Genomic DNA, 22266 nt, shown 5'->3' with positions numbered 1-22266 from the left:
GGGGTGAAGTACCCTTGTGCCTGATCCACCGGGGAATGCCATGCCGAATCTCTCATTTGCCGCCCGTTTGCAACTGCGTTGGGCCAGACGCCTGGCCGCTGCCCTGTGTGCCCTTGCCTTGCTCCCGGCGTGTTCGGTGGGGGTGGGCGTGGGCATTCCGGTGGGTCCGTTCTCCATCGGCGTGGGCGTGGGCTCGGGCGGCGTCAATGCCGGCGTGAGCACCGGCGTGGGCCCGGTCGGCGTGGGTGTGGGTGTGAACCAGCGCGGGGCGGTCAGCGTGGGTGCCGGCGTGGGGGCCAGCACCCCGATCGGCAACAGCAAGGCCCGTGTCGGGGTGGGCGTGGGCACCAGCACCACCATCCACGACCCGGACCGGTGAGCACCGCCGGCCGGCGGCCGGCCACAAAAAAAGCCCGCCCGGCTCACGCCGGACGGGCTTTTTGCCGTCGGTGCGCCGCTCAGAGCAGCGTGATCGTCACCTCGATGTTGCCGCGGGTGGCGTTGGAGTAGGGGCACACCTGGTGGGCGGTGTCCAGCAGGTCCTGCGCCACGGCGCGGTCCATGCCGGGCAGGCTCACGTTGAGACGGGCAGCGATGCCGAAGCCGGCCGGGATCGGTCCGATGTCCACCTCGGCGTCGATCGAGGCATCGGCCGGCACCGCCACCTTCTTCATGCCGGCCACGTGTTTCAGGGCACCCATGAAGCAGGCCGAATAGCCGGCGGCAAAGAGCTGTTCGGGATTGGTGGCGGCACCCGAGCCACCCATGGCCTTGGGGGGTGACAGCTTGACGTCGAGCATGCCGTCGTCGGAACGTGAGCTGCCTTCGCGGCCTCCGGTGGTGTGGGCGCGGGCGGTGTAGACGACCTTGTCGAGCTGGGTGGGCATGGAGACTCCTGGTGGGTTCGCTGACAGTCAGCGGGTTGATGAAAAGAGGTGGGGAGGCGGGAGGCCAGGTCAGGCCGTCAGCCGGTCGCGCAGGGACTGGAGCTGGTGGGTGAGCGCCATCGCGTCGGACAGCCGGCACTGCGAGGCCTCGAGCACGCAGCCGGGGATGCGGACAGCCCGTGCCTTGAGCTTGCGACCCGCCGCGGTGAGCCGGATCAGCACCCGGCGCTCGTCCTGCGGGTCGCGCAGGCGGGTCAGCAGCTCGGCCGACTCCAGCCGCTTGAGCAGCGGGGTGAGGGTGCCGGAATCGAGGTGCAGCCGGTGGCCCAGATCGGACACCGCGAGCCCGTCTTCTTCCCACAGGGCCAGCATGGCGAGGTACTGCGGGTAGGTCAGGCCGATCTCGTCGAGCAGGGGTTTGTAGAGTTTGGTCATCGCCAGCGAGGCCGAGTAGAGCGCAAAGCACAGCTGGTGGTCGAGGTGCAGGGCCTGGTCGGGTGTGGGCAATGAGCGCGAAGTCATGCGCTGATTGTCGTTGGCAATTAAATTGTGTGCAATTGAATTGTCCGAATGGCATCGAAGTCGTGGGGGCTTTCGGCACCGGGGGCGGGTGGCCTCAGGCCATCAAGGGCTCGCCCTGCATTTCCTCGATCTGTTCCACCAGCATGTCCACCTGTCCCTGCCAGTAGTCGCGGCTGCCGAACCAGGGGAAGTTGATCGGGAAGGCCGGGTCGTCCCAGCGGCGGGCCACCCAGGCGCTGTAGTGGATCAGGCGCAGCGTGCGCAGCGGCTCGATCAGCGCCAGTTCGCGGCGGTCGAAGGGCCGGAACTGTTCATAGCCATCGATCAGGGCACCGAGTTGCTGCGTCTGCTGGCGGCGATCGCCGGACAGCAGCATCCAGAGGTCCTGCACGGCCGGGCCGGTGCGCGCGTCGTCCAGGTCCACAAAATGCGGGCCCGCACCGGGCTGGCCTTCGGGGGTCCAGAGAATGTTGCCCGGGTGGCAATCACCGTGCAGCCGGATGCGCCGGATGCCCTCCGGCGGGATCTGCGCGCCGGGCCGCAGCACCGGGTGGGCTTCGATCAGCGTCAGGGCCTCTTCGAGCGCGGCCGCCCAGGCGGTGCGCACCTCGGGTGCCACGGCCGCGTGTTCCATCAGCCAGTCGCGCGGCTCGTGGCCGAAACTGGCCGCGTCCAGCGCTGGCCGCACCTCGAACGGCCGGGCCGCGCCCACGCTGTGGATGCGCGCCAGAAAGCGGCCGATCCATTCGAGCACGTCGAAGTCGTCGAGTTCGGGCCGCCGGCCGCCCCGGCGCGGGCTCACCGCGAACGCGAAGCCGCCGAAGTGGTGCAGCGTGGCCCCGTTGACCCGCAGCGGCGGCACCGCCGGAATCTCCGCCTGGACCAGTTCGAGCGCGAAGGCGTGTTCTTCGGCGATCTGCTGGTCGCTCCAGCGCCCGGGCCGGTAGAACTTGGCCACCACCTGCGCATGCCCCTCCACCGGCGACTCGAGGTGGATCTGGTAGACGCGGTTCTCGAAGCTGTTGAGGGCCGCCAGGCGACCGTCGCCCCACAGGCCGATGCTGGCGAGTGCGTCCTGCACCACGTCGGGGGTGAGGGCGCGGTAGGGATGCTCGGCGGTGGCCGCGGTGTCGGGCGTCATGGGCAATGTCATGGTCGATTGTCACCGTTGCCGGGCCCGCCGCCGTGCGCGCGCACCTATCATCGACCCCATGCCGAAACCGAAGACGCCCAGCCGCCCGACGCCCACCTTGCAGGAACAGCTGCCCGAGCTGCGCGAAGGCCAGTCGGTGGCCCTGCTGCAGGAACTGCACATCCTCACCCGCGAAGGCAAGCTCAACCAGGACACGCGGCGCAAGCTCAAGCAGGTCTACCACCTGGTGCAGTTCATCGAGCCGCTGCTGGCCGAGGTGCTGGCCGCGCGCGGCGACGTGACGCTGGCCGACCACGGCGCGGGCAAGTCCTACCTGGGCTTCATCCTGTACGACCTGTTCTTCAAGTCCAGAGCCACGGGCCGGGTCATCGGTGTGGAGACCCGGGCCGATCTGGTGGACAAGTCGCGCGCGCTGGCGCAGCGGCTGGGCTTCGAGCGCATGGACTTTCTGGCCACCACCGTGCAGGAGGCGCTCACCCACCCGGGCCTGCCGGCGCGCATCGACGTGGTCACCGCGCTGCACGCCTGCGACACCGCCACCGATGACGCCATTGCCTTCGGCCTGGCGAAACACGCCAGCCACATGGTGCTGGTGCCCTGCTGCCAGGCCGAGGTGGCCAGCGTGCTGCGCCAGCACAAGGCATTGAGCCTGTCGCGCTCGCCGCTGGCCGAGCTCTGGCGCCACCCGCTGCACACGCGCGAATTCGGCAGCCAGATCACCAACGTGCTGCGCTGCCTGCAACTCGAAGCCAGTGGCTACAGCGTGACAGTGACCGAGCTGGTGGGGTGGGAGCACTCGATGAAGAACGAACTGATCCTCGCCCGTAGAATGGCCCACGACCGAAACGGTGCACGCCAGCAGGCCCGGCAGCGACTGACCGAGGTGCTCGACGAGTTGGGTCTGCCGGAACTCAAGACGCGGTTTGCTGTCGATCAGGCCGCAGCCGGTTCTTCCCCGGTGGCGGCCTGAGCCGGTTCGGTCGCACACAGCCTGGCGCACGCGCCGGTCTGGTGTTTCGCGGTGGTCCTTCGGGCCTCCTGTTTGCCATCTTCCCGGTGTACAAGTCAGCGCCACGCTGATGCCGGTTTGCCTGGTGGTCCCGTGGTGTCCTGCACCCGGGGGCGCCATCCCACAGACCCCATCCAGGAGAGCCTGCCCATGGTCACCGATTTTGCCTTCCTGCTGCAGTCCATTGCCTGGCCGCTGGTGCTGCTGCTGGCCTGGTTTCTGGCCGAGCTGCTGTTCGAGCGCTGGCACATTCCCCGCGTCACCAGTTACGTGGCGGTGGGCCTGATCGGCGGCCTGATCAACCTGCCCGGCCTCACCACCGATGTGCCCGGCCTGCCGTTCCTGGCCAACGTGGCGCTCTCGCTGGTGCTGTTCGAACTTGGCTACCGCATCAACCTGCGCTGGTTCCGCCACAACCCCTGGATGCTGGCCCTGGGCGTGGTGGAGTCGCTCATCACGTTTGCCGCGATTTACTGGGTCAGCGGCTGGTTCGACCTGCCGGTGGATCACCGCCTCATCATCGCGGCACTCTCCATTTCGGCCTCGCCCGCCGGCGTGGTGCGCGTGGCCAACGAGCTGCGCAGCGCCGGCCAGGTGACCGAGCGCGTGCTGCACCTGTGCGCGATCAACTGCATCCTGTCGGTGGTGGCGCTCAAGCTGGTGGTGGGTTACTGGTACCTCAACACCTCGGGGGACCTGGTGCTGGCGGCCTTCGGCAGCATGTACATCGTCGCAACCTCGGTGGCCATCGGCGCGCTGCTGGGGGTGGTCGTGCCCTGGATGCTGCGCCAGCGCATGACGCACGAACACGGTGTCACGGTGGTGTTTGCGCTGGCCGTGCTGCTGCTCACCACCGCCGCCTACGGCCTGAAGCTGTCGCCGCTGCTGGCGGCGCTCTCGTTCGGCATCGTGGCGCGCGAGCGGCGTGTGCACCTCACCAACGCGCAGCGCGACTTCGGCACCGCAGGCGACCTGCTGTCGGTGTTTCTGTTCGTCTACATCGCCTCGCTGCTGAACTGGGCCGATGTGGGCGCCGGCATGCTCATGGGCCTGCTGCTGATCGCGGTGCGCACCGCCTCCAAGGTGGGCTGCAACCTGGTGGCCGCGCGGCTGTCGGGCATCACCGAACGCAAGGGCCTGCTCACCGGTCTGGCGCTCACGCCCATGTCGGCCTTCGCCATCCTGCTGCTCGAGCAGAGCCGCATCTATGGTTTTGCGCCGGCGGTGGCGGTGCTCTCGGCGATGGCCGGGATGATGGTGGTGCAGGAACTGCTGGGCCCGATGGTCACGCAGCGCGCACTGATGACCGCGCAGGAAACCCACGTGACCAAGGAATAAACCATGCCTTTGGAAGTTTTCAAATCCTCCGACTCGCTGACCATGGGTGTGGAGCTCGAGCTGCAGCTGGTCAACACCTACGACCTCGACCTCTCCAGCAGCGCCAACGACCTGCTCGAACTGCTCAAACGCAAGCCTTTTCCGGGGGTGGTCACGCCCGAGATGACGCAGAGCATGATCGAGATCGCCACCGACGTGCAGCGCGAACACGGCCCGCTGCTGGCGCAGCTGCAGCAGATCCGCGACACGCTGGTGCGCGCCGGCGACCGGCTCAACATCGAGATTGCCGGTGGCGGCACCCACCCGTTCCAGCGCTGGTTCGAGCAGCGCATCTTCTCCAAGCCTCGTTTTCAGGAACTCTCCGGCCTGTACGGCTACCTGGCCAAGCAGTTCACCGTGTTCGGCCAGCACGTGCACATCGGTTGCTCCAACGCCGATGAAGCCCTGTTCCTGCTGCATTCACTCAACCGCTACGTGCCGCACTTCATCGCCTTGTCGGCCTCGTCGCCGTTTTCGCAGGGCGTGGACACGCTGTTCGACTCGGCTCGCCTGAACTCGGTGTTCGCCTTCCCGCTGAGCGGCCGCGCGCCCTTCGTGCTGAGCTGGGAGGAATTCGCCAACGTGTACTTCACCAAGATGGAGAGCACCGGCGTGGTGAAGTCGATGAAGGACTTTTATTGGGACATCCGGCCCAAGCCCGAGTACGGCACGATCGAGCTGCGCGTGTGCGACACGCCGCTGACCGTGGAGCGCGCGGCCGGCCTGGCCTGCTATCTGCAGGCGCTGTGCCGCCATCTGCTGGAGCGCAGCGAGCCGCCGCCCGAAGAAGACGATTACCTCGTCTACACCTACAACCGCTTCCAGGCCTGCCGCTTCGGACTCGACGGCATGATGGTCAACCCCAAGACGCGCGAGCAGATCAGCATCCGCGAGGACATCCTGGCCACGCTGCGCCATCTCGCGCCGCACGGCCAGGCGCTGAATTCGCTGGCGGCGCTCGACGAAATCGAGCGCACCGCTGCCCGCGCCGGCAACCACGCCACCTTCCTGCGCAACCAGTTCAGGGAAACCGGCAGCGTGCAGTCGGTGGTGCGCGCCAGCGTGGAGGCGCTGCGCTCCGGACCGTGACTTTGTTCACGTCCGGCCTGTAGGGGGAGCACACGCCGTGTCAGGCAACTTCTGACAACAGGAATGGGGCTGCGCCGACTTAACGGCTCGGGGACCCCCCGATACAGTTTGTTTCATCGACACCCCATCTGAAACATCTCTGCATTGCCCCAAGGAGCCCACCATGTCCACCACGTCCAGCCGACTCAACCCCTTTGTCCTCATGCTCGATCCGGAAGCCGTGATCCACGCGATGGAGACCAGCGCCAACCTTCGCGGCCTGCGCCAGCGCATCTGCCGCCCGCTGGACAAACCCCTGATTCCCAAGATCTTCGAGGCCGCCCGCGACTTCGACGCCGTGATCGAAGCCGAAGAGTTCATGGACACCGGCTCCGAGCTCTACATGGACGCCCAGCCCGCGCTGCAAACGGTGCATTGAGGCCTCCCTCCGAAGCGCCTTCGGCGCCTCCCCCTCGGGAGGCAACACCTGCAGCCTGGCAGAGCCGGTTCTGCGGTGTCCTTGGGTTGGCTTCCCTTATTTCGAGAAGCGTTTGCGGGTCAGCGACAGCGCCAGCCAGAAGCCGCCCACGGTGTAGACCAGCAGCACACCCACATGCAGCCAGGGCTGTGTGGGCCATTGGTCCATGAACAGGGGCCGCACCAGCTCCACCGCGTTCGTCAGCGGCAGCCAGTCGGAGAAGTGGCGCACCAGCACCGGCAGCTGTTCCCGCGGAAAGAAGACACCCGAGAGAAACATCATCGGCGTCAGGAACAGCGTGAAGTAGTAGGTGAAGAAGTCGTAGCCCTTGGCCAGGGCGTTGAACACCAGGGCGATGCACGAAAACGTGATGCCCACCCCGAGCAGCACCGGCCAGGCCAGCAGCAGCTTGGGTGAATGGCTGATGCCCAGCGCGAGCATCACGCCCATGATGGCGGTCACCGAAAACAGCGCCTTGAAGCCGGCCCACAACATTTCGGCCAGCACCACGTCGTCCAGGCTGACCGGCGCGTTCATGATGCCGTCCCAGGTCTTCTGCACATGCATGCGCGAGAAGGCTGAGTACAGCGCTTCGAAGCTGGCCGCGTTCATGGCGCTCATGCAGATGCTGCCGCTGGCGAGAAACAGGATGTAGGGCACGGCCACGCTGCCCTGCGGCGTGCTGATGGTGACCTGCCCGACCAGCGCCCCCATGCCGTAGCCGAACGCCACCAGCCACATCAGCGGTTCGGCGATGTTGCCCACCAGGCTGGGAATGGCCAGCTTCTTCCAGACCAGCAGGTTGCGAAGAAAAACCGGCCACCATCGCATCGAAATCTGCGGAGGTGACCAGTGAGACAGGTTGCGGGGCAGGGGCGTTGTCGTGTTCATGTGGGGTGTGCCAGGGTATCCGTTCGGGCTGAGCCTGTCGAAGCCCTCGCCATCAACCGTCTTCCCGAATTTGTCGCCCGGTGAGCTTGAGGAACAGGTCCTCCAGGTTGGCCGGGCGGTGCAGCGTGCGCAGCTGTGGATGCGCCCCCAGCGCCGCCAGCAGCGGCAGGGCCTGCGCGGTGTAGAAGAAGACCGTCTCGCCACTGACCTCCACGCGGGCGGCGAGCGCCCGTGTGGCGGCGTGTTCATCGGCCTGGGCCAGCGCCAGCGCGCCGTGGCCGTACACCTCCACCACATCGGGCTCGAGGTGCTGTGCGATCAGCTCGCGCGGGCGACCCTCGGCGATTCTGCGGCCGTGGTCGAGCACCAGCAGGCGCGAGCACAGGCGCTCGGCTTCGTCCATGAAGTGCGTGGTCAGCAAGATGCTCTTTCCCTGTTGCAGCAACATTTGCAGCCGCTCCCACATCAGGTGGCGTGCCTGCGGGTCCAGGCCAGTGGTGGGCTCGTCGAGCATCAGCAGCCGCGGATCGTTGACCAGCGCGCGCGCCAGCGACAGGCGCCGCTTCATGCCGCCCGAGAGCTCGCCGGGTTTGGCCCGGGCCTTGTGCGTGAGCGCGGCAAATTCGAGCAGCTGCGGGATGCGGGCGCGCACCTGGGCCGCCGGCAGCCCGAAGTAGCGGCCGTACACCAGCAGGTTCTCGGCGCAGTCGAAGTCGGGGTCCAGCGTGTCCATCTGGCTCACCACGCCAAGCTGCGCCTTGATGGTCAGGGCGTCGCGCGGCATGTCCAGTCCAAAGGCGGTGATGCTGCCGGCGTCCGGGGTGGTCAGGCCCAGGCACATGCGGATGGTGGTGGTCTTGCCGGCGCCGTTCGGCCCGATCACGCCCAGGCATTCGCCGGGGTGGATGGCAAAACTCAGGTCGTTGACCACCGTGCTGTCGCCGTAGCGTTTGACGAGGTGCTGGCATTCAAACAGGGCTTGCGTCATGGTGCGGCATTGTGCCCCCGCGGGGACGCGCCTGCGGGGGCGGCCCCTACAATGCGGGGCTGCCCGCCAGGGTCATGTCTCCACCGCCTCACCCATGTCCTTTGCCGTTTCCCTGCAATACCTGTTACCGAAGCGCGCGCTCACCGAGTTCGGCGGCTGGGTGGCCAACGGCCGCTGGGGCGCCATCACGCAGTGGATCATCCGCCGCTTCATCCGCCGGTACGGGGTGAACATGGCCGAGGCTGCGAACCCGGACCCCGCTGCCTACGCCTGTTTCAACGAGTTCTTCACCCGCGCGCTCAAGCCCGGCGTGCGGCCGCTGGCCGAGGCGGCCTTTGTCTGCCCGGTGGACGGCGCGATCAGCCAGTTCGGCGCCATCCAGCGCGACCAGATCTACCAGGCCAAGGGTCATCTCTACAGCACGCGGGCGCTGCTCGGTGGTGACGCCGAACTCGCGGGGTTGTTCGACCACGGATCGTTCGCCACCCTCTACCTGAGTCCCAGGGACTACCACCGCATCCACATGCCGGCAGCCGCGCGGCTGCGCCAGATGATTCACGTGCCGGGCGAGCTGTTTTCAGTGAACCCGGCCACGGCGCAGGGCGTGCCCGGCCTGTTTGCGCGCAACGAGCGCGTGGTGTGTGTGTTCGACCTGCAGGTGGGCGACACCACCGTGCCCTTCGTTCAGGTGCTCGTGGGTGCCACCATCGTCGGGAGCATGGCCACCACCTGGCACGGCGTGGTCAACCCGCCGCGCCCGGGGCAGGTGCGCAGCTGGAACTACGACGATGCACCGGTGGACTTCGAGCGCGGCCAGGAGATGGGTCGATTCCTGCTCGGCTCCACCGTGGTGCTGCTGTGGCCGCGCGACACCATCACCTTCAGCCCCGACTGGGCACCCGGCAACAGCGTGCGCCTGGGCGAGGCCATGGGCAGCGCCCTCTGATTCCCTCCCCCTTTTCTGGAGCTCCCCCATGACCACGCTCGGCACCCCTTTGTCACCTTCGGCCACCAAGGTCATGCTGCTGGGCTCCGGTGAACTCGGCAAGGAGGTGCTGATCGCACTCCAGCGCCTGGGGGTCGAGACGATCGCGGTGGACCGGTACGACAACGCGCCCGGCCAGCAGGTGGCGCACCACGCGCGCACCATCACCATGAGCGATCCGGCCCGGCTCAAGGCCCTGATCGAGGCCGAGCGCCCGCACCTGGTGGTGCCCGAGATCGAGGCGATTGCCACACCCGTGCTGCAGGAGCTCGAAGCCGCCGGTGTGGTGCGCGTGATTCCCACGGCGCGCGCCGCGCGCCTGACCATGGACCGCGAAGGCATTCGCCGCCTGGCCGCCGAGTCCCTGGGCCTGCCGACCAGCCCGTACAAGTTCTGCGATTCGCTGCAGGAGCTGCAGGCAGCGATCGACGGTGGAATCGGGTATCCCTGCATCGTCAAGCCGGTGATGAGCAGCAGCGGCAAGGGCCAGAGCAAGATCGACGGGCCCGCCGATGTGCAGAAAGCCTGGGACCACGCCATGTCGGGCGGGCGTGTCGGCCCGGGCCGTGTCATCGTGGAAGGCTTCATTCACTTCGACTACGAGATCACCCAGCTCACGGTGCGCGCGCTCGGCGCCGACGGGCAGGTCGAGACGCATTTCTGCGAACCCATCGGCCATGTTCAGGTGAGTGGCGACTACGTGGAGAGCTGGCAGCCCCACCCCATGACCCCTGCCGCGCTGGCCGAATCGCGCCGGGTGGCCAAGGCCGTGACCGACGATCTCGGTGGCCAGGGCCTCTATGGTGTGGAGCTGTTCGTCAAGGGCGACCAGGTCTGGTTCAGCGAGGTCAGCCCCCGCCCGCACGACACCGGCATGGTGACCCTGATCACGCAATGGCAGAACGAGTTCGAGCTGCACGCCCGCGCCATCCTCGGCCTGCCGGTGAACACCGCACTCAAGAGCCCGGGGGCCAGCGCGGTCATTTACGGTGGGGTGGATGCCGCCGGCATCGCATTTGACGGTGTGGACGAGGCCCTGCGGGTGCCGCAGACCGAGCTGCGCCTGTTCGGCAAGCCCGAGAGCTTCGTCAAACGGCGCATGGGCGTGGCGCTGGCCTTTGACGCCGACGTGGAACGGGCGCGCACGCGCGCCAAACAGTCGGCCGCGCTGGTCAAGCCGCGCGCTGCCTGAGCCTCAGTGCAGGGCGCTGGCGGCTTCCTGGCTGACGTCCTGCTCCACCGCGCCGCCATTGAGCGACACCGTGCGCTGGGCCCAGGTGGCGGCACTGGCCTGCTGGGTCACCAGCACCACCGTGGTCTGGTGTTCGCTGTTGAGCTGGCGCAGCAGGGCGCCGATGTCGGGGCACAGAGGCTGGTCTGACGGCCGGGTGGCCCGGTCCACCAGCAACACGCTGGGGTTGCAGACCAGCGCGCGGGCGATGCCGGCCTTGCCCCGTTCCGAACCGCTCAGCTCGTCGGGCATCTTGTGCCCGCAATCCTCCAGCCCGACCAGCGTGAGCGCACGCATCGCGGCCGTCCGGCAACGCTCGGCCGGCAGGCCGCGGTACATCAGGGGCAGGGCCACGTTGCCTTGCAACGAGGCGCTGCGCAGCAGGTTGAACTCTTGTGGAACGAAGCCGAAGAAGCGCCGGCGCAGCCACAGCCGCTGCTCGTCCGACAGGGATTGTTCGGGCACCCCCTGAAAGTGGTAGCCGCCGCTGGTGGGGGCTTCGAGCAGACCCAGCATCCTCATCAGGGCCGTTTTTCCCGATCCGCTGGGCCCCACGATGGCGGCAAACTCGCCCCGGTGGATGTCCAGGTCCACCGAATGCAGCGCCTGCTGGGTGGTGCTGCCCTGGTCGTAGCGCTTGCCTGCGCTGGTCAGCCGCATCAGGGGTGGTCGTGCAGCCTTCGACGCAGCGGGTGCGTGCCGGTCGTTGGTGCTGTCGGGGCGAAGGTTCATGTGGTTGCAGCTTACGCATTGCCGATGCCCCGCACCGTACGCAAGCGCACCCAAGGCACCGGCAGACATCTTTTTCACCGGCTGAATCCAGTGGCCGTCTGGCTGCGTATAGGTCACAGCGGCGCGCGATTCGCGTCGCTGTCCACCCACCACTTTCGAGGAGTATTCCCATGCTGATCAAGTCCACCCTGGCCGCCGTCGCCGCCCTTGCCCTGAGTGCCTGCGCCACCGGCCCTGCGCCCATGATGTATTCGCAGTCCATGCTGCCCGCTTCCGTGCAGGTGCCCATGGGCCACAAGGTCGTCATGGAAACCGTGGGCGCCGGTGACATCACCTACGAATGCCGCGCCAAGGCCACCATGGCTGGCCAGTTCGAATGGGTGTTCGTCGGCCCCGACGCCAGACTGATGGACCGCGCCGGCAAACAGGTGGGCACCTACTACGGCCCGCCCGCCACCTGGGCCAGCCTGGACGGTTCGAAGTTCACCGGCACACAAGTGGCCGTGGCCCCGTCTGCCGCCGGCAACATCCCGCTGCAACTCGTGAAAGCCAATCCGGCCATGGGCAGTGGCGCCATGACCGGTGTGACCTACGTGCAGCGCGTGGCCACCGTCGGTGGTGTGGCGCCCGCCATGGCCTGCGGCGCCGCCAACCTGGGCAGCAAGCAGATCGTGAAGTACCAGGCCGACTACATCTTCTACAAGGCGGTCTGAGCGTCGCCAGCCCCCGGCGCCTCGTTCTGGCGCCAGGACCGGACCTGAAGCCCGGCCGGGGCGCTGAGCCTCACTGAAACGCCACCTCGGCAAAGCTGCGCAGCTTGCGGCTGTGCAACTGGTCGGCGCCGCCTTCGCGCAGCCTGTCGATGGCGCGGATGCCGATGCGCAGGTGCTGGTCCACCCGTTCGCGGTAGAAGTGGTTGGCCATGCCGGGCAGCTTGATCTCGCCGTGCAGCGGCTTGTCGCTCACGCACAGCAGGGTGCCGTAGGGCACGCGGAAGCGAAAGCCGTTGGCGGCGATGGTGGCACTTTCCATGTCGAGCGCCACCGCGCGCGACTGTGAAAAGCGCCGTTGCGGCTTGTTGTCGGGCAGCAGCTCCCAGTTGCGGTTGTCGGTGCTGGCCACGGTGCCGGTGCGCATGATGCGCTTGAGCTCTTGCGGTGGCACGCCAGTCACGTCGGCCACCGCGGCTTCGAGCGCGAGCTGGATCTCGGCCAGCGCAGGAATCGGCACCCACAGTGGCAGTTCTTCGTCGAGCACATGGTCTTCGCGCACGTAGGCGTGCGCCAGCACGTAGTCGCCGAGCTGCTGGCTGGTGCGCAGGCCGGCGCAATGGCCGAGCATGAGCCAGGCGTGCGGGCGCAGCACGGCGATGTGGTCGGTGATGGTCTTGGCGTTGGCCGGGCCCACGCCGATGTTGACCATGGTGATGCCGCTGCGGTCGGCGCGCATCAGGTGGTAGGCCGGCATCTGCGGCAGGCGCGGTGGTGGGTGGCCAAGTTCGTCGATGGCCTCGGTGGCCAGGCCGGTGCGGCGCAACACCACGTTGCCGGGTTCGACGAAGGCAACGTACTCGCTGTCGGGTCTGGCCATCTCGGCGTGGCCGAGCTTGATGAACTCGTCGATGTAGAACTGGTAGTTGGTGAACAGCACGAAGTTCTGGAACCACTCGGGTGCGGTGCCGGTGTAGTGGCGCAGACGCTGCAGCGAGTAGTCCACGCGCGGCGCGGTGAACAGCGAGAGCGGGTGTGCCTCGCCTGGGCGGGGCTCGTGCGTGCCGTTGGCAATGCCGTCGTCCATGGCGGTGAGGTCGGGCAGATCGAACACGTCGCGCATGAAGGCGCGGCGTTCCGCGTTGAGGCTGCCTTCCACGTGGTCGTGTTCGGCAAACGAGAAGTGGATCGGAATCGGCTGGGTGCTGGTGCCGATCTCGAGCTCGCCACCGTGGTTGGCCAGCAGCAGGCGGAACTGCTCGAGGTAGTACTCGGCATACAGGTCGGGGCGGGTGAGCGTGGTCTCGAAGCGCCCGGGGCCGGCCACGAAGCCGTAGCTCAGGCGGCTCACCGGCAGGTTGCTCATGCCCTGGCGCGACACGCTGTGGGTGTGCAGCCTCACGTAGGGGTAACAGGCGCGCACGCGGGCGTGGGTGAAGTCGCCGCCACCGACAAAGTCGCGCATGGCCTGGCGCAGGAATTCGACGTTGTCGTGGTAGATGCGTTGCACCTGGCGCAGCGCGGCGGCCGGGTCGCCGAGGAAGATCGGAGCGGTAAAGTCGGGTGTCTTGTGCATGGGGCTTATTGTGGCCCTGCACCCATGAACCCGCGTGACACGATGAGCCTCGCCCCAGCCGAACTGTCCCAGGCCGCTGCCACGCTGGCCGCGGCACTGGGCTGCGGGCTGTTGATCGGCATCGAGCGCGAACGCCGCAAGGGCAGCGGGCCGGGCCGGGCACTGGCAGGCCTGCGCAGCTTTGCGCTGACCTGTGTCACCGGTGCGGCGGCAGCGATCACCCACATCGATGGTGTTGTCGTCGTGGGCGCCCTGTTGGTGGCATCTCTCACCACGGTGGCCTACTTCCGCGACCGCTCCGACGACCCGGGCGTGACCACCGAGGTGGCGCTGTTGCTCACCTACCTCATCGGTGTGCTGTGCCACTGGAGCCTGCCGCTGGCCGCCGGCCTGGCGGTGGGCCTCACCGCCCTGCTGTTCGGTCGCGAGCGGCTGCACACGTTTGCGCAGCACTGGCTGCGCCCGGCCGAGGTGCGCGACGGCATCGTGCTGGCAGCACTCGTGTTGCTGGCCTTGCCACTCGTGCCCGACCGGCCCTTGTGGGGCGACACGCTCAACCCGCACCTGATCGTGCAGCTGCTGGCCTTGCTGCTGGGCGTGCAGGCGGCGGCCCACCTGGCGCGCCGGCTGCTGCAGGCGCGTCACGCGGTGGCGCTCTCGGCGCTGGCCTCGGGCTTTGTGTCGAGCACGGCGACCATCGCCACGCTGGGCCTGGCGGTGCGTGAAGGCCGCAGCGGCGCGCGCCTGATGGCCGGGGGTGCGCTGCTCAGCTGTGTGTCCACCCTGCTGCAGTTGCTGCTGGTGGCCGCCGCCGTCGCGCCGGCCTGGCTGGGGCATCTGGTGTGGCCGGCGCTCGCTGGCGTGCTGATGGCGCTGGCCTGGGGGCTGTGGCTGGTGCGCGGCGCACCGCCCGAGGCCGCTGCCGTGGCGGTGGAGAAAGACGAACGCATGTTCAGCCTGAAGGGCGCCGCGGCGGTGGCGGCCCTGCTCGCCGGCATTCAGGCGCTGGTGCACGCACTCACGCTCTGGCTGGGCGACAACGGCCTGATCGTCGGCAGCCTGCTCGGCGCCCTGGTCGACCTGCATTCGGCGCTGGCGGCGGTGTTCAGCTCAGGGCCGCCAGCCCCTGTTGCGCACCAGGCCGTGATGGGGGCGCTGGCGGTGCACGCCCTCAGCAAGAGCGCGACCGCCGTGCTGGTGGGCGAGCAACGTTTCGCGCTGTGGCTGCTGCCGGGCCTGTGGGCGCACACCGCGCTGGTGATCGCGCTGCTGTGGGCCTGAAGGTCGGCCGTGGGGCGCAAGCCGCTCAATACAGGTAGACCGCACCCGAGCTGAGAGTGGTCATGTTCTGGCCGCGCGTGGGGTCGCTCTGGATGCCGGACCCGTCACCATCGTGATTGTTCGCTCCCACGGCCAGCGTTCTCCCGTCACCGCTAAGAGCTACCGAACGGCCGTGCCAGCTACCCGCCACGTTGATCGGGTCGCTCGGCTTGAGCACCACCGCCGGCCCCCAGCCTGTGCCGTTCAAGGTGAAGGCATAGGCCGCACCGAAATCGCTGAGCCGCAGGCCTGGGCCGGTGTGGCCCACACCCAGGCCCGCTTCGTCCTGCAGCCGCGCGCCCACCGCTGCCGTGCCACCGTCGCCGCTGAGGGAGACCGTTTCACCGAAAAAGTCGTCGTTGGCCGGGACGGGTGCGCGCAGCATGGCGGTTTGCACCCAGCTGCCCGCCGATGCGGCATACACATACGCCGCGCCGCTGTTGGACAAGACGTTGCCGAACATTCCGCTCCGGTCGAGGTCGGCCCGGGACGCGCCAACGAGCAAGGTCTGCCCGTCGGCCGAGATGTCCACCGCGTCGCCGAACTGTGGCGCCCCCGTGTTGTTCGCCCCTTTCACGAAGGCGGTGCGAGCCCACACCGCGCCCGTGCGTTGAAACACATGGGCGGCTCCCGTGAAGGGAGAACTGGTGTCGGTCAAGGGCGCAGGAAACACGCCGATGCCCGCCGACGCATCCCCGGGCGCGCCCACCACCAGCGTGTTGCCATCGGCTGTGAGTGCCACCGAGCGCCCGAAGCGGTTGCGGGTCCCCGGGTTGTCGCTGCGCAGGGAGGCCTGCTCGGTCCAGAGGCCGTTCTGCTCCTGGAAAACGAAGGCTCTGCCGTCGTCGGTCCCCCCCGGATTCAACGTAAGGGAAGAAGTCTGGGTGGCTCCCACGGCCAGCGTCCGCCCGTCGTCCGACAGGTCCACGCTCCAGCCGAAATTGTCCCCGTTGATGGCGCCGCTGCCCTGCACAAAGGCGCTGGCCTGCCAGGTGTTGGCCTGCCGCCGGTACACGTACACACCACCGGTCTGGTTGCCGGCGTTGTTGGCGCCACCGTCGATGGTACCCACGGCGTCGCTCTCGGGCGATCCCACCGCCAGCACGCTGCCGTCGGCCGACAGTGCCAGGGCCTGGCCGAAACGGTCGCTGTCGTCCGGAAAGAGCGCCAGCACACGGGTGCGAAACACCCAGCCGCCAGCTGTGCTTTTTTCATACACATGCACCACCCCTGTTTCTGGCGCACCCTGGCCCGATGTGGCGTCCAGGGTTTCGTAGAGGGCGCCCACGGCGAGCACCCGCCCGTTGCGCGACAGCGCAACGGCATGGCCGAACGCCGCACCTTGAACCACCTGTTCGGCCTTGATGAACCCCATGGCGGCTTCGAGCCTGCCGTTCAGTGCCAGCGGTTCGGAAAACGCGCAGTCGCCGCCGCTGCACAAGGCCACCCGGTAGCGGGCGTTCACGGCCACCGGCAGAAAGATCTCCACCGTGGCCTGTCCGGCGGCGGCCGGCACTTGCGCCAGCTCGGCTTCAGGCAGCGGGCCCGCGCCGTCCGGGTCTTCAAGCACGCGGGCGGTGCCGGCCCAGGTCTGTGACGGCCAGGCCAGCGTGAGCTGCTTGATGCTGGCCAGCGACGCGGTGACGAAGCCGGTTGATGCATCGCCGCCGCAGCCGGCCAGCAAGGCCGCGAGCAACCCGGCCGCAGCCTTGGCGGACCAGGATGAACGCGGGGTGAAGCGTGTCGGGAAGCGGGGAGGAAAACAGAGGCGAAGGGGGTTTGGTGAGGTCATGGTGTGTGGCGGAAAACGGCCCCTCGGGCCGGCAGTGGATGCTCCACCCCCGGGGGCATCCGGTGCCATACCGCAAACACACTAAATGCGGCGCATTGGCCGCGCCCTTCAGGTTTTCACCGGCTCGCGCATGGTCACGAATTCCTCGGCCGCCGTGGGGTGGATGCCGATGGTGCTGTCGAACACCGCCTTGGTGGCGCCCGCCTTCATGGCCACCGCAAAGCCCTGCACGATCTCACCCGCTTCGGCGCCCACCATGTGCAGGCCCACCACGCGGTCGCTCGCGGTGTCCACCACCAGTTTCATGAGCGTGCGCTCGTTGCTGCCCGAGAGCGTGTGCTTGAGCGCCTTGAACTCGCTGCGGAAGATCGTCACCTGACCAAACTTCTCGCGCGCTGCCTGCTCGCCAAAGCCCACGGTGCCGATGCTCGGGTGGGTGAACACGGCGGTGGGGATGAAGTCGTAGGCCATGTTGCGCGGGGCCTTTCCCGCGGCCGGTCCGAAGAGCTGGTCCACCACCACCATGGCCTCACCGAGCGCCACCGGCGTGAGCTGCACGCGGTTGGTCACGTCGCCCACGGCGAACACCGAAGGCACGTTGGTCCGGTAATGCCCGTCCACGATCACCTCGCCCTGCGCGCCCTGGGCCACGCCCACTGTTTCAAGCCCGAGGTCCTTGACATTGGGCACGCGCCCGGTGGCATAGAGCACGGCATCGGCCATGACCACGCTGCCGCCTTCGCATTCCACCCGCAGGCCTTCGGCGGTCTTGCGGATGTCGACCACGTCGGCGTTGAGGCGCAGGTCCACACCGGCCTTGCGCATCTCGGCGGCCACGAAGTGGCGGATCTCGTCGTCGAAGCCGCGCAGGATCTGCTCGCCGCGGTAGAGCTGCGTGACCGTGGCACCCAGGCCGTTGAAGATGGAGGCGAATTCGCTCGCGATGTACCCCCCGCCGACCACCAGCAGGCGTTTGGGAAAGGGCTCGAGATCGAAGATGTCGTTGGATGTGATCGCGTGTTCGCGCCCCACGAAATGCGGCACGTGTGGCGTGCCGCCGGTGGCGATCAGGATGTGTTGTGCCGTGAAGGCCTGGTGACCGGGCGAGCCGTCGGCGTTCAGCGTGGCCAGGGCGATGCCATGTGGGCCGGTGAGGCTCGCAAAGCCGTCGAGCACGGTCACGCCCGAGCCGCGCAGCAGGTTGCCGTAGACACCGTTGAGGCGGCTGATTTCTCTGGCGCGGTTGGTTTTGAGGGTGGTCCAGTTCAGCACAGGCTTTTCGCCCTCCCAACCGAAGCCGTGAGACTCTTCAAAAGCCTCGCCGCAATGCGCCGCGTAGCTGTAGAGCTTCTTCGGGATGCAGCCCACGTTCACGCAGGTACCGCCCAGGCCGTCGGTGCCCAGCACCTCGGCCAGCGCCACGCGCGCACCCCGCTGCGCAGCCATGCGCGCAGCACGCACGCCGCCGCTGCCGCCACCGATCACAAAAAGGTCAAAGTCAAAACTGCTCATGTCTCATCCTGGAATGGGTTCGAGCGCCACCGACTCTGTTGCGCCTCGTGCTTCGATGGTAAGCCTGTGCGTGGCGCAGGGTGGCGCGGGCCGACTTGGCCGGCGGTGCGCCGGGGCCATCGCGGTGAGCGGGGGCAGGAGAGCAGGCCTGTTCCGATAATCAATGCATGAACACACCCTTGCACGCATCCGATCCTGTCCAGGCGGGCCTTGCCGTGGTGATCGGCGGCACGGGTGGCATTGGAGCCGCGCTGGTGACGGGGCTGCGGGCGCAGGGCTTCGAGGTGCTGGCGCTGGGCCGGCGCACGCAGCCATCGCTGGACTACACCGATGCATCGAGCGTGGATGCCTGTGCGCAACACGTGGCCGATCACCTGGCGCTCACCGGTCTGGCCTTGCAGCGCCTGGTGGTGGCCACCGGCTTCCTGCACGGTGAAACCGCCAGCGGCCAGCATGCGCAGCCGGAGCGTTCGTGGCAAAACCTCGGTGCCGACGCCCTGCAACACAGTTTCCTGATCAACGCGATCGGCCCGGCGCTGGTGATGCGCCACTTTCTGCCGCTGCTGCCCCGGCAAGGGCGCGCGGTGGCGGCGTTTCTGTCGGCGCGCGTGGGCAGCATCGGCGACAACAACCTGGGTGGCTGGTACGCCTACCGCGCCTCCAAGGCCGCGCTCAACCAGCTGGTGCATACCGCCGCCATTGAACTCGCCCGGCGCAACAAGCAAGCCCTGTGTGTGGCCTTGCACCCCGGCACGGTGGACACCGGGCTGTCGCAGCCGTTTGCCAAGACCGGTCTGCAGGTGCGGCCGACTGACGAAGCCGCGCGCGATCTTCTCGCTGTCATCGAAGCGTTGCCTCCAGGCAGCAGCGGGAAATTCTTCGATCACAAAGGGTTGAGCATTGGCTGGTGAGCGCGTCGATATGGCAGCGTGACCGGGGCGCGTGCCCCAACCCAGTGATGCCGCGGAACCGGCTCCGCCGGGCCGCAGCGCATCGCCCCCTGGGGGGTGACGCGAAGCGGCGCGGGGGGATCAATACGTATACACGCCTTTGCCCGTCTTGCGGCCCAGCCAGCCGGCCGCCACCATTTCCTTCAGCAACGGCGCCGGCCGGTACTTGCTGTCGTTGTACTCGGCCACGTACACGTTCATCACCGCCAGGCACACGTCCAGGCCGATCATGTCGGCCAGCGCCAGCGGGCCGATCGGCTGGTTGGTGCCGAGCTTCATGCCGGCGTCGATGTCTTCTGCCGTGGCCAGGCCTTCGGCCAGCACGAAAAAAGCCTCGTTGATCATGGGCACCAGAATGCGGTTGACCACGAAGCCGGGTGCGTTCTTCACCGTGATCGGCGTCTTGCCCAGGGCCTGGGCCAGGGCTTTGACCGCGTCGTGCGTGGCGTCGCTGGTCTGCAGGCCGCGGATGATCTCCACCAGCGCCATCATGGGCACCGGGTTGAAGAAGTGCATGCCGATGAAGCGGTCGGGGCGCTGGGTGGCGGCGGCCAGCTTGGTGATGCTGATCGAGCTGGTGTTGGTCGCCACGATCACGTCGGGCGCGAGCAGTCCGTCGAGCTGCTGCAGGATCCTGACCTTGAGGCCTTCGCTCTCGGTGGCCGCTTCGATCACCAGCTGCGCGCCCTTGAGATCGTCGTAGTTGGTCGAGCCGGTGATGAGCGACAAGGCCCGGTCCTTGTCGGCGGCACTGATCTTCTCTTTCTTGATCAGCCGGTCCAGGCTGCCGGCCACGGTGGCCAGGCCTTTGTCCACGGCGGCCTGTGCGATGTCGACCAGCACCACCCGGATGCCGCTGGTGGCGCAGGCCTGTGCGATGCCGTTGCCCATGGTGCCCGAGCCGATGATGCCGACGGTTTGAATGCTGTTCATGAAAAGGTTTCTCCTGAAGATGTGGACATGGGGTATCGGGTATGGGGTTTTCCCGGCGTCGCGAGGGTGTCGCGGCAGGCGCATTCCTAGGCGCCACTGCCTACCCGGGTGCAAACCCCTGTGCTAACTTGATGCTGAATTGTCGCGCACGGTCTGACGGGCGCCACACACGACGGAGACACCCCATGTTCGACTACATCATCGTTGGCGGCGGATCGGCAGGCTGCGTGCTGGCCAGCCGCCTGAGCGAAGACCCGGCCATCCGGGTGGCCCTCGTCGAGGCCGGCCCGCCCGACAGCAGTGTGCTGATCCATTGCCCGGCTGGTCTGGCGGTGATCGCCAAGTTTGAAATGCATGGCTGGGGCTACAACACCACGCCGCAGCCCGGCCTGAACGGCCGCCGCGGCTACCAGCCGCGTGGCAAGGTGCTGGGCGGATCGAGTTCGATCAACGCCATGATCTACGCGCGCGGCCATGCCGCCGACTACGACGGCTGGGCCGCGCAGGGCAACCCGGGCTGGTCTTATGCCGACGTGCTGCCGTATTTCAAACGCGCCGAGCACAACGAGCGCGGCGCCGACGCGCTGCATGGTCAGGGCGGACCGCTCAACGTGATGGACCTGCGCAGCCCCAATCCCTTCCTGGGCGCGTTCATCGAAGCGGGTCGGCAGGCCGGCTTCGCACACAACCCCGACTTCAACGGGCCCGAGCAGGAGGGTGTGGGTGCCTACCAGGTCACGCACAAGAACGGCGAGCGCTACAGCGCGGCCAAGGCCTACCTCACACCGAACCTGCAGCGGCCCAACCTGCAGGTGATCACCCAGGCGCTGACCACCCGCGTGGTGATGGACACCGAAGTGCAGCCGCCACGCGCCGTGGGCGTGGAGATCCGCAGCAACGGCGGCCGTGGGCCGATGCAGGTGCTGCGCCTGAAGGACGGCGGCGAGGTGGTGCTGAGCGCCGGTGCGTTCGGCTCGCCGCAGCTGCTCATGGTCTCGGGCGTGGGCCCGGCAGCGCATTTGCGCGAGCACGGCATCCAGCCCGTGCTGGACCTGCCCGGGGTGGGCGCGAACCTGCACGACCATGTGGACGTGGTGATCGTGGTCAACGCGCCGAAAGTGACCGACCTGCTGGGTCTCACGCCCGGGGGCCTGTGGAAGGCGGTGCGCGGCATCTTCGAATGGCGGCGCCAGCGCAGCGGCATGCTCACCACCAACTTCGCCGAGGCCGGTGGCTTCATCAAGAGTTCACCCGTGGAGGCCATTCCCGACCTGCAACTGCATTTTGTGGTGGGCAAGCTGGTGGACCACGGTCGCAAGACGGTGCTGGGCAACGGCTACTCGTGCCACGTGTGCCTGCTGCGGCCGAAAAGCCGCGGCAGCTTGCGCCTGGCCAGCGCCGACCCGCAAGCCGCACCCCTGATCGACCCCGCCTTTTTGCAGGACCCCGACGACACGGCGCGCCTGGTGCGCGGCTTCCAGGAGATGCGCCGGCTGTTGCAGCAGCCCGCCCTGGCCCGGTTTGGCGGCGTCGAGTCGGCCACCTCGGCGCAGGTGCAGAGCGCAGCGCAGATCGAGCAGTTCGTGCGCAACCACGCCGACACCATCTACCACCCGGTAGGCACCTGCCGCATGGGTCCGGGCGGGGCGGCGGGCTCGATGGACGTGGTCGACGCGCGGCTGCGGGTGCACGGGGTGTCGGGTCTGCGGGTGGTCGATGCGTCGGTGATGCCCTCGGTGGTGGGTGGCAACACCAATGCACCGGTGATCATGATGGCCGAGAAGGCCGTCGATATGATCCGCTCGGACCGCCGCGCCACTTCACCCCACCAGGAGCCCTTTGATGATTCTCGAACACGCGGACATCCGCATCGATCCCCTCAAACAGTCGGCGTTTGAAGAAGCCATCCTGCGCGGGGTGACGACCGTCATCGCGCAGGCAAAGGGCTTCAGGGGCTGCAAGGTCAACCGCAGCGTCGAGACACCGGGGCGCTACCTGTTGATGATCGAATGGGACACGCTGGAAGACCACACGGTGGGCTTCCGGGGCTCGGACCTGTTTCCGCAGTGGCGCGCCATCGTCGGCCCGTTTTTCGTTCAACCGCCCGTGGTCGAGCACCTGCAACTGGTAGCGCAGAGCTGAAGCGTCCGGC

At 67.7% G+C, this 22266-nt stretch carries 21 protein-coding genes and 1 pseudogene; 12 read left to right on the top strand and 10 right to left on the bottom strand.

Annotated elements, in window-relative coordinates; genetic code table 11:
- Positions 1-40 precede the first annotated feature (40 nt).
- Positions 41-376, top strand: a pseudogene (locus QUV35_RS14820) (hypothetical protein); the annotation flags it as partial.
- An 82-nt stretch (positions 377-458) separates the two neighbouring features.
- Here QUV35_RS14820 and QUV35_RS14815 read toward each other — a convergent pair.
- From QUV35_RS14815 to QUV35_RS14805, 3 genes are all read right to left on the bottom strand, one after another.
- Positions 459-887, bottom strand: a complete 429-nt coding sequence (locus QUV35_RS14815; RefSeq protein WP_300875665.1) for an organic hydroperoxide resistance protein — start codon at positions 885-887, stop codon at positions 459-461.
- Between the two features lie 69 nt (positions 888-956).
- The gene (locus QUV35_RS14810) at positions 957-1409 is read right to left on the bottom strand and encodes a MarR family transcriptional regulator (protein ID WP_300875662.1); all 453 of its coding nucleotides are present in this window, start codon (positions 1407-1409) and stop codon (positions 957-959) included.
- A gap of 94 nt (positions 1410-1503) precedes the next feature.
- Entirely contained in the window at positions 1504-2550 is a 1047-nt protein-coding gene (locus tag QUV35_RS14805) for a serine/threonine protein kinase (protein WP_300875659.1), read from the bottom strand.
- Positions 2551-2620: 70 nt separating this feature from the next.
- Between QUV35_RS14805 and QUV35_RS14800 the strand changes: the two genes are divergently transcribed.
- The 4 genes from QUV35_RS14800 to QUV35_RS14785 all read left to right on the top strand — a co-directional run bounded on the left by QUV35_RS14800 (position 2621) and on the right by QUV35_RS14785 (position 6455).
- Positions 2621-3532, top strand: coding sequence for an SAM-dependent methyltransferase (locus QUV35_RS14800; RefSeq protein ID WP_300875657.1), 912 nt, complete (start codon positions 2621-2623; stop codon positions 3530-3532).
- Between the two features lie 189 nt (positions 3533-3721).
- Positions 3722-4909 carry a cation:proton antiporter gene (locus QUV35_RS14795; RefSeq protein ID WP_300875654.1) on the top strand — a complete coding sequence of 396 codons (1188 nt, stop codon included), beginning with the start codon at positions 3722-3724 and terminating at the stop codon, positions 4907-4909.
- A 3-nt stretch (positions 4910-4912) separates the two neighbouring features.
- Positions 4913-6037, top strand: coding sequence for a YbdK family carboxylate-amine ligase (locus tag QUV35_RS14790; protein ID WP_300875651.1), 1125 nt, complete (start codon positions 4913-4915; stop codon positions 6035-6037).
- A 163-nt stretch (positions 6038-6200) separates the two neighbouring features.
- Entirely contained in the window at positions 6201-6455 is a 255-nt protein-coding gene (locus QUV35_RS14785) for a hypothetical protein (RefSeq protein WP_300875649.1), read from the top strand.
- A 96-nt stretch (positions 6456-6551) separates the two neighbouring features.
- Here QUV35_RS14785 and QUV35_RS14780 read toward each other — a convergent pair whose 3' ends face one another.
- Both QUV35_RS14780 and QUV35_RS14775 read right to left on the bottom strand, forming a co-directional pair.
- Positions 6552-7385: an ABC transporter permease gene (locus QUV35_RS14780; RefSeq protein ID WP_300875647.1), complete on the bottom strand. Its 834-nt coding sequence runs from the start codon at positions 7383-7385 to the stop codon at positions 6552-6554.
- A gap of 52 nt (positions 7386-7437) precedes the next feature.
- Positions 7438-8373, bottom strand: a complete 936-nt coding sequence (locus tag QUV35_RS14775; protein WP_300875645.1) for an ATP-binding cassette domain-containing protein — start codon at positions 8371-8373, stop codon at positions 7438-7440.
- A 94-nt stretch (positions 8374-8467) separates the two neighbouring features.
- Here QUV35_RS14775 and asd point away from each other — a divergent pair, with 94 nt between their 5' ends.
- Both asd and purT read left to right on the top strand, forming a co-directional pair.
- A complete protein-coding gene (asd, locus tag QUV35_RS14770) occupies positions 8468-9319 on the top strand; it encodes an archaetidylserine decarboxylase (RefSeq protein WP_300875642.1) in 852 nt (283 codons plus the stop codon).
- A gap of 28 nt (positions 9320-9347) precedes the next feature.
- On the top strand, positions 9348-10550 hold the full coding sequence (purT, locus tag QUV35_RS14765; protein WP_300875640.1) for a formate-dependent phosphoribosylglycinamide formyltransferase: 1203 nt from the start codon (positions 9348-9350) through the stop codon (positions 10548-10550).
- 3 nt (positions 10551-10553) lie between these two features.
- On the opposite strand, the gene QUV35_RS14760 is transcribed toward purT, so the two are convergent.
- Positions 10554-11321 (bottom strand): ATP-binding cassette domain-containing protein, encoded by a 768-nt coding sequence (locus QUV35_RS14760; protein WP_300875638.1) that lies wholly within the window; start codon positions 11319-11321, stop codon positions 10554-10556.
- Between the two features lie 170 nt (positions 11322-11491).
- Between QUV35_RS14760 and QUV35_RS14755 the strand changes: the two genes are divergently transcribed.
- A complete protein-coding gene (locus QUV35_RS14755) occupies positions 11492-12034 on the top strand; it encodes a DUF3455 domain-containing protein (protein ID WP_300875636.1) in 543 nt (180 codons plus the stop codon).
- A gap of 70 nt (positions 12035-12104) precedes the next feature.
- Here QUV35_RS14755 and QUV35_RS14750 read toward each other — a convergent pair whose 3' ends face one another.
- Entirely contained in the window at positions 12105-13607 is a 1503-nt protein-coding gene (locus QUV35_RS14750; protein WP_300875634.1) for an AMP nucleosidase, read from the bottom strand.
- 42 nt (positions 13608-13649) lie between these two features.
- Here QUV35_RS14750 and QUV35_RS14745 point away from each other — a divergent pair, with 42 nt between their 5' ends.
- Positions 13650-14888, top strand: coding sequence for a DUF4010 domain-containing protein (locus QUV35_RS14745; protein ID WP_300875631.1), 1239 nt, complete (start codon positions 13650-13652; stop codon positions 14886-14888).
- 25 nt (positions 14889-14913) lie between these two features.
- Here the strand turns inward: QUV35_RS14745 and QUV35_RS14740 are convergent, their stop codons facing one another.
- Together QUV35_RS14740 and gorA are read right to left on the bottom strand one after the other, a co-directional pair.
- Complete coding sequence (locus QUV35_RS14740) at positions 14914-16719, bottom strand: FG-GAP repeat protein (RefSeq protein ID WP_300875628.1); 1806 nt, start codon at positions 16717-16719, stop codon at positions 14914-14916.
- Between the two features lie 108 nt (positions 16720-16827).
- Entirely contained in the window at positions 16828-18231 is a 1404-nt protein-coding gene (gorA, locus tag QUV35_RS14735; RefSeq protein WP_300875625.1) for a glutathione-disulfide reductase, read from the bottom strand.
- 167 nt (positions 18232-18398) lie between these two features.
- Here gorA and QUV35_RS14730 point away from each other — a divergent pair, with 167 nt between their 5' ends.
- Positions 18399-19142, top strand: a complete 744-nt coding sequence (locus QUV35_RS14730) for an SDR family NAD(P)-dependent oxidoreductase (RefSeq protein ID WP_300875623.1) — start codon at positions 18399-18401, stop codon at positions 19140-19142.
- 120 nt (positions 19143-19262) lie between these two features.
- On the opposite strand, the gene QUV35_RS14725 is transcribed toward QUV35_RS14730, so the two are convergent.
- A complete protein-coding gene (locus QUV35_RS14725) occupies positions 19263-20114 on the bottom strand; it encodes a 3-hydroxybutyryl-CoA dehydrogenase (protein WP_300875620.1) in 852 nt (283 codons plus the stop codon).
- A 185-nt stretch (positions 20115-20299) separates the two neighbouring features.
- On the opposite strand from QUV35_RS14725, the gene QUV35_RS14720 reads away from it, so the two are divergent.
- Together QUV35_RS14720 and QUV35_RS14715 are read left to right on the top strand one after the other, a co-directional pair.
- Positions 20300-22012 (top strand): choline dehydrogenase, encoded by a 1713-nt coding sequence (locus QUV35_RS14720; RefSeq protein WP_300875617.1) that lies wholly within the window; start codon positions 20300-20302, stop codon positions 22010-22012.
- Positions 21957-22256 carry an antibiotic biosynthesis monooxygenase family protein gene (locus tag QUV35_RS14715; RefSeq protein WP_300875614.1) on the top strand — a complete coding sequence of 100 codons (300 nt, stop codon included), beginning with the start codon at positions 21957-21959 and terminating at the stop codon, positions 22254-22256. The genes QUV35_RS14720 and QUV35_RS14715 overlap by 56 nt, the downstream gene beginning before the upstream one ends.
- The last annotated feature ends 10 nt before the right edge of the window (positions 22257-22266 follow it).

It is taken from the genome of Hydrogenophaga sp. (assembly GCF_030373225.1).
Taxonomy (GTDB): domain Bacteria; phylum Pseudomonadota; class Gammaproteobacteria; order Burkholderiales; family Burkholderiaceae_C; genus Hydrogenophaga.
This window is presented reverse-complemented; position numbering and strand designations above follow the sequence as displayed.

Bases quoted from the DNA above. Each gene is read 5' to 3' on its own strand.
- QUV35_RS14815 (WP_300875665.1), bottom strand. From the start codon at position 887: ATGCCCACCCAGCTCGACAAGGTCGTCTACACCGCCCGCGCCCACACC.
- QUV35_RS14810 (WP_300875662.1), bottom strand. From the start codon at position 1,409: ATGACTTCGCGCTCATTGCCCACACCCGACCAGGCCCTGCACCTCGAC.
- QUV35_RS14805 (WP_300875659.1), bottom strand. From the start codon at position 2,550: ATGACGCCCGACACCGCGGCCACCGCCGAGCATCCCTACCGCGCCCTC.
- QUV35_RS14800 (WP_300875657.1), top strand. From the start codon at position 2,621: ATGCCGAAACCGAAGACGCCCAGCCGCCCGACGCCCACCTTGCAGGAA.
- QUV35_RS14795 (WP_300875654.1), top strand. From the start codon at position 3,722: ATGGTCACCGATTTTGCCTTCCTGCTGCAGTCCATTGCCTGGCCGCTG.
- QUV35_RS14790 (WP_300875651.1), top strand. From the start codon at position 4,913: ATGCCTTTGGAAGTTTTCAAATCCTCCGACTCGCTGACCATGGGTGTG.
- QUV35_RS14785 (WP_300875649.1), top strand. From the start codon at position 6,201: ATGTCCACCACGTCCAGCCGACTCAACCCCTTTGTCCTCATGCTCGAT.
- QUV35_RS14780 (WP_300875647.1), bottom strand. From the start codon at position 7,385: ATGAACACGACAACGCCCCTGCCCCGCAACCTGTCTCACTGGTCACCT.
- QUV35_RS14775 (WP_300875645.1), bottom strand. From the start codon at position 8,373: ATGACGCAAGCCCTGTTTGAATGCCAGCACCTCGTCAAACGCTACGGC.
- asd (WP_300875642.1), top strand. From the start codon at position 8,468: ATGTCCTTTGCCGTTTCCCTGCAATACCTGTTACCGAAGCGCGCGCTC.
- purT (WP_300875640.1), top strand. From the start codon at position 9,348: ATGACCACGCTCGGCACCCCTTTGTCACCTTCGGCCACCAAGGTCATG.
- QUV35_RS14760 (WP_300875638.1), bottom strand. From the start codon at position 11,321: ATGAACCTTCGCCCCGACAGCACCAACGACCGGCACGCACCCGCTGCG.
- QUV35_RS14755 (WP_300875636.1), top strand. From the start codon at position 11,492: ATGCTGATCAAGTCCACCCTGGCCGCCGTCGCCGCCCTTGCCCTGAGT.
- QUV35_RS14750 (WP_300875634.1), bottom strand. From the start codon at position 13,607: ATGCACAAGACACCCGACTTTACCGCTCCGATCTTCCTCGGCGACCCG.
- QUV35_RS14745 (WP_300875631.1), top strand. From the start codon at position 13,650: ATGAGCCTCGCCCCAGCCGAACTGTCCCAGGCCGCTGCCACGCTGGCC.
- QUV35_RS14740 (WP_300875628.1), bottom strand. From the start codon at position 16,719: ATGACCTCACCAAACCCCCTTCGCCTCTGTTTTCCTCCCCGCTTCCCG.
- gorA (WP_300875625.1), bottom strand. From the start codon at position 18,231: ATGAGCAGTTTTGACTTTGACCTTTTTGTGATCGGTGGCGGCAGCGGC.
- QUV35_RS14730 (WP_300875623.1), top strand. From the start codon at position 18,399: ATGAACACACCCTTGCACGCATCCGATCCTGTCCAGGCGGGCCTTGCC.
- QUV35_RS14725 (WP_300875620.1), bottom strand. From the start codon at position 20,114: ATGAACAGCATTCAAACCGTCGGCATCATCGGCTCGGGCACCATGGGC.
- QUV35_RS14720 (WP_300875617.1), top strand. From the start codon at position 20,300: ATGTTCGACTACATCATCGTTGGCGGCGGATCGGCAGGCTGCGTGCTG.
- QUV35_RS14715 (WP_300875614.1), top strand. From the start codon at position 21,957: ATGATTCTCGAACACGCGGACATCCGCATCGATCCCCTCAAACAGTCG.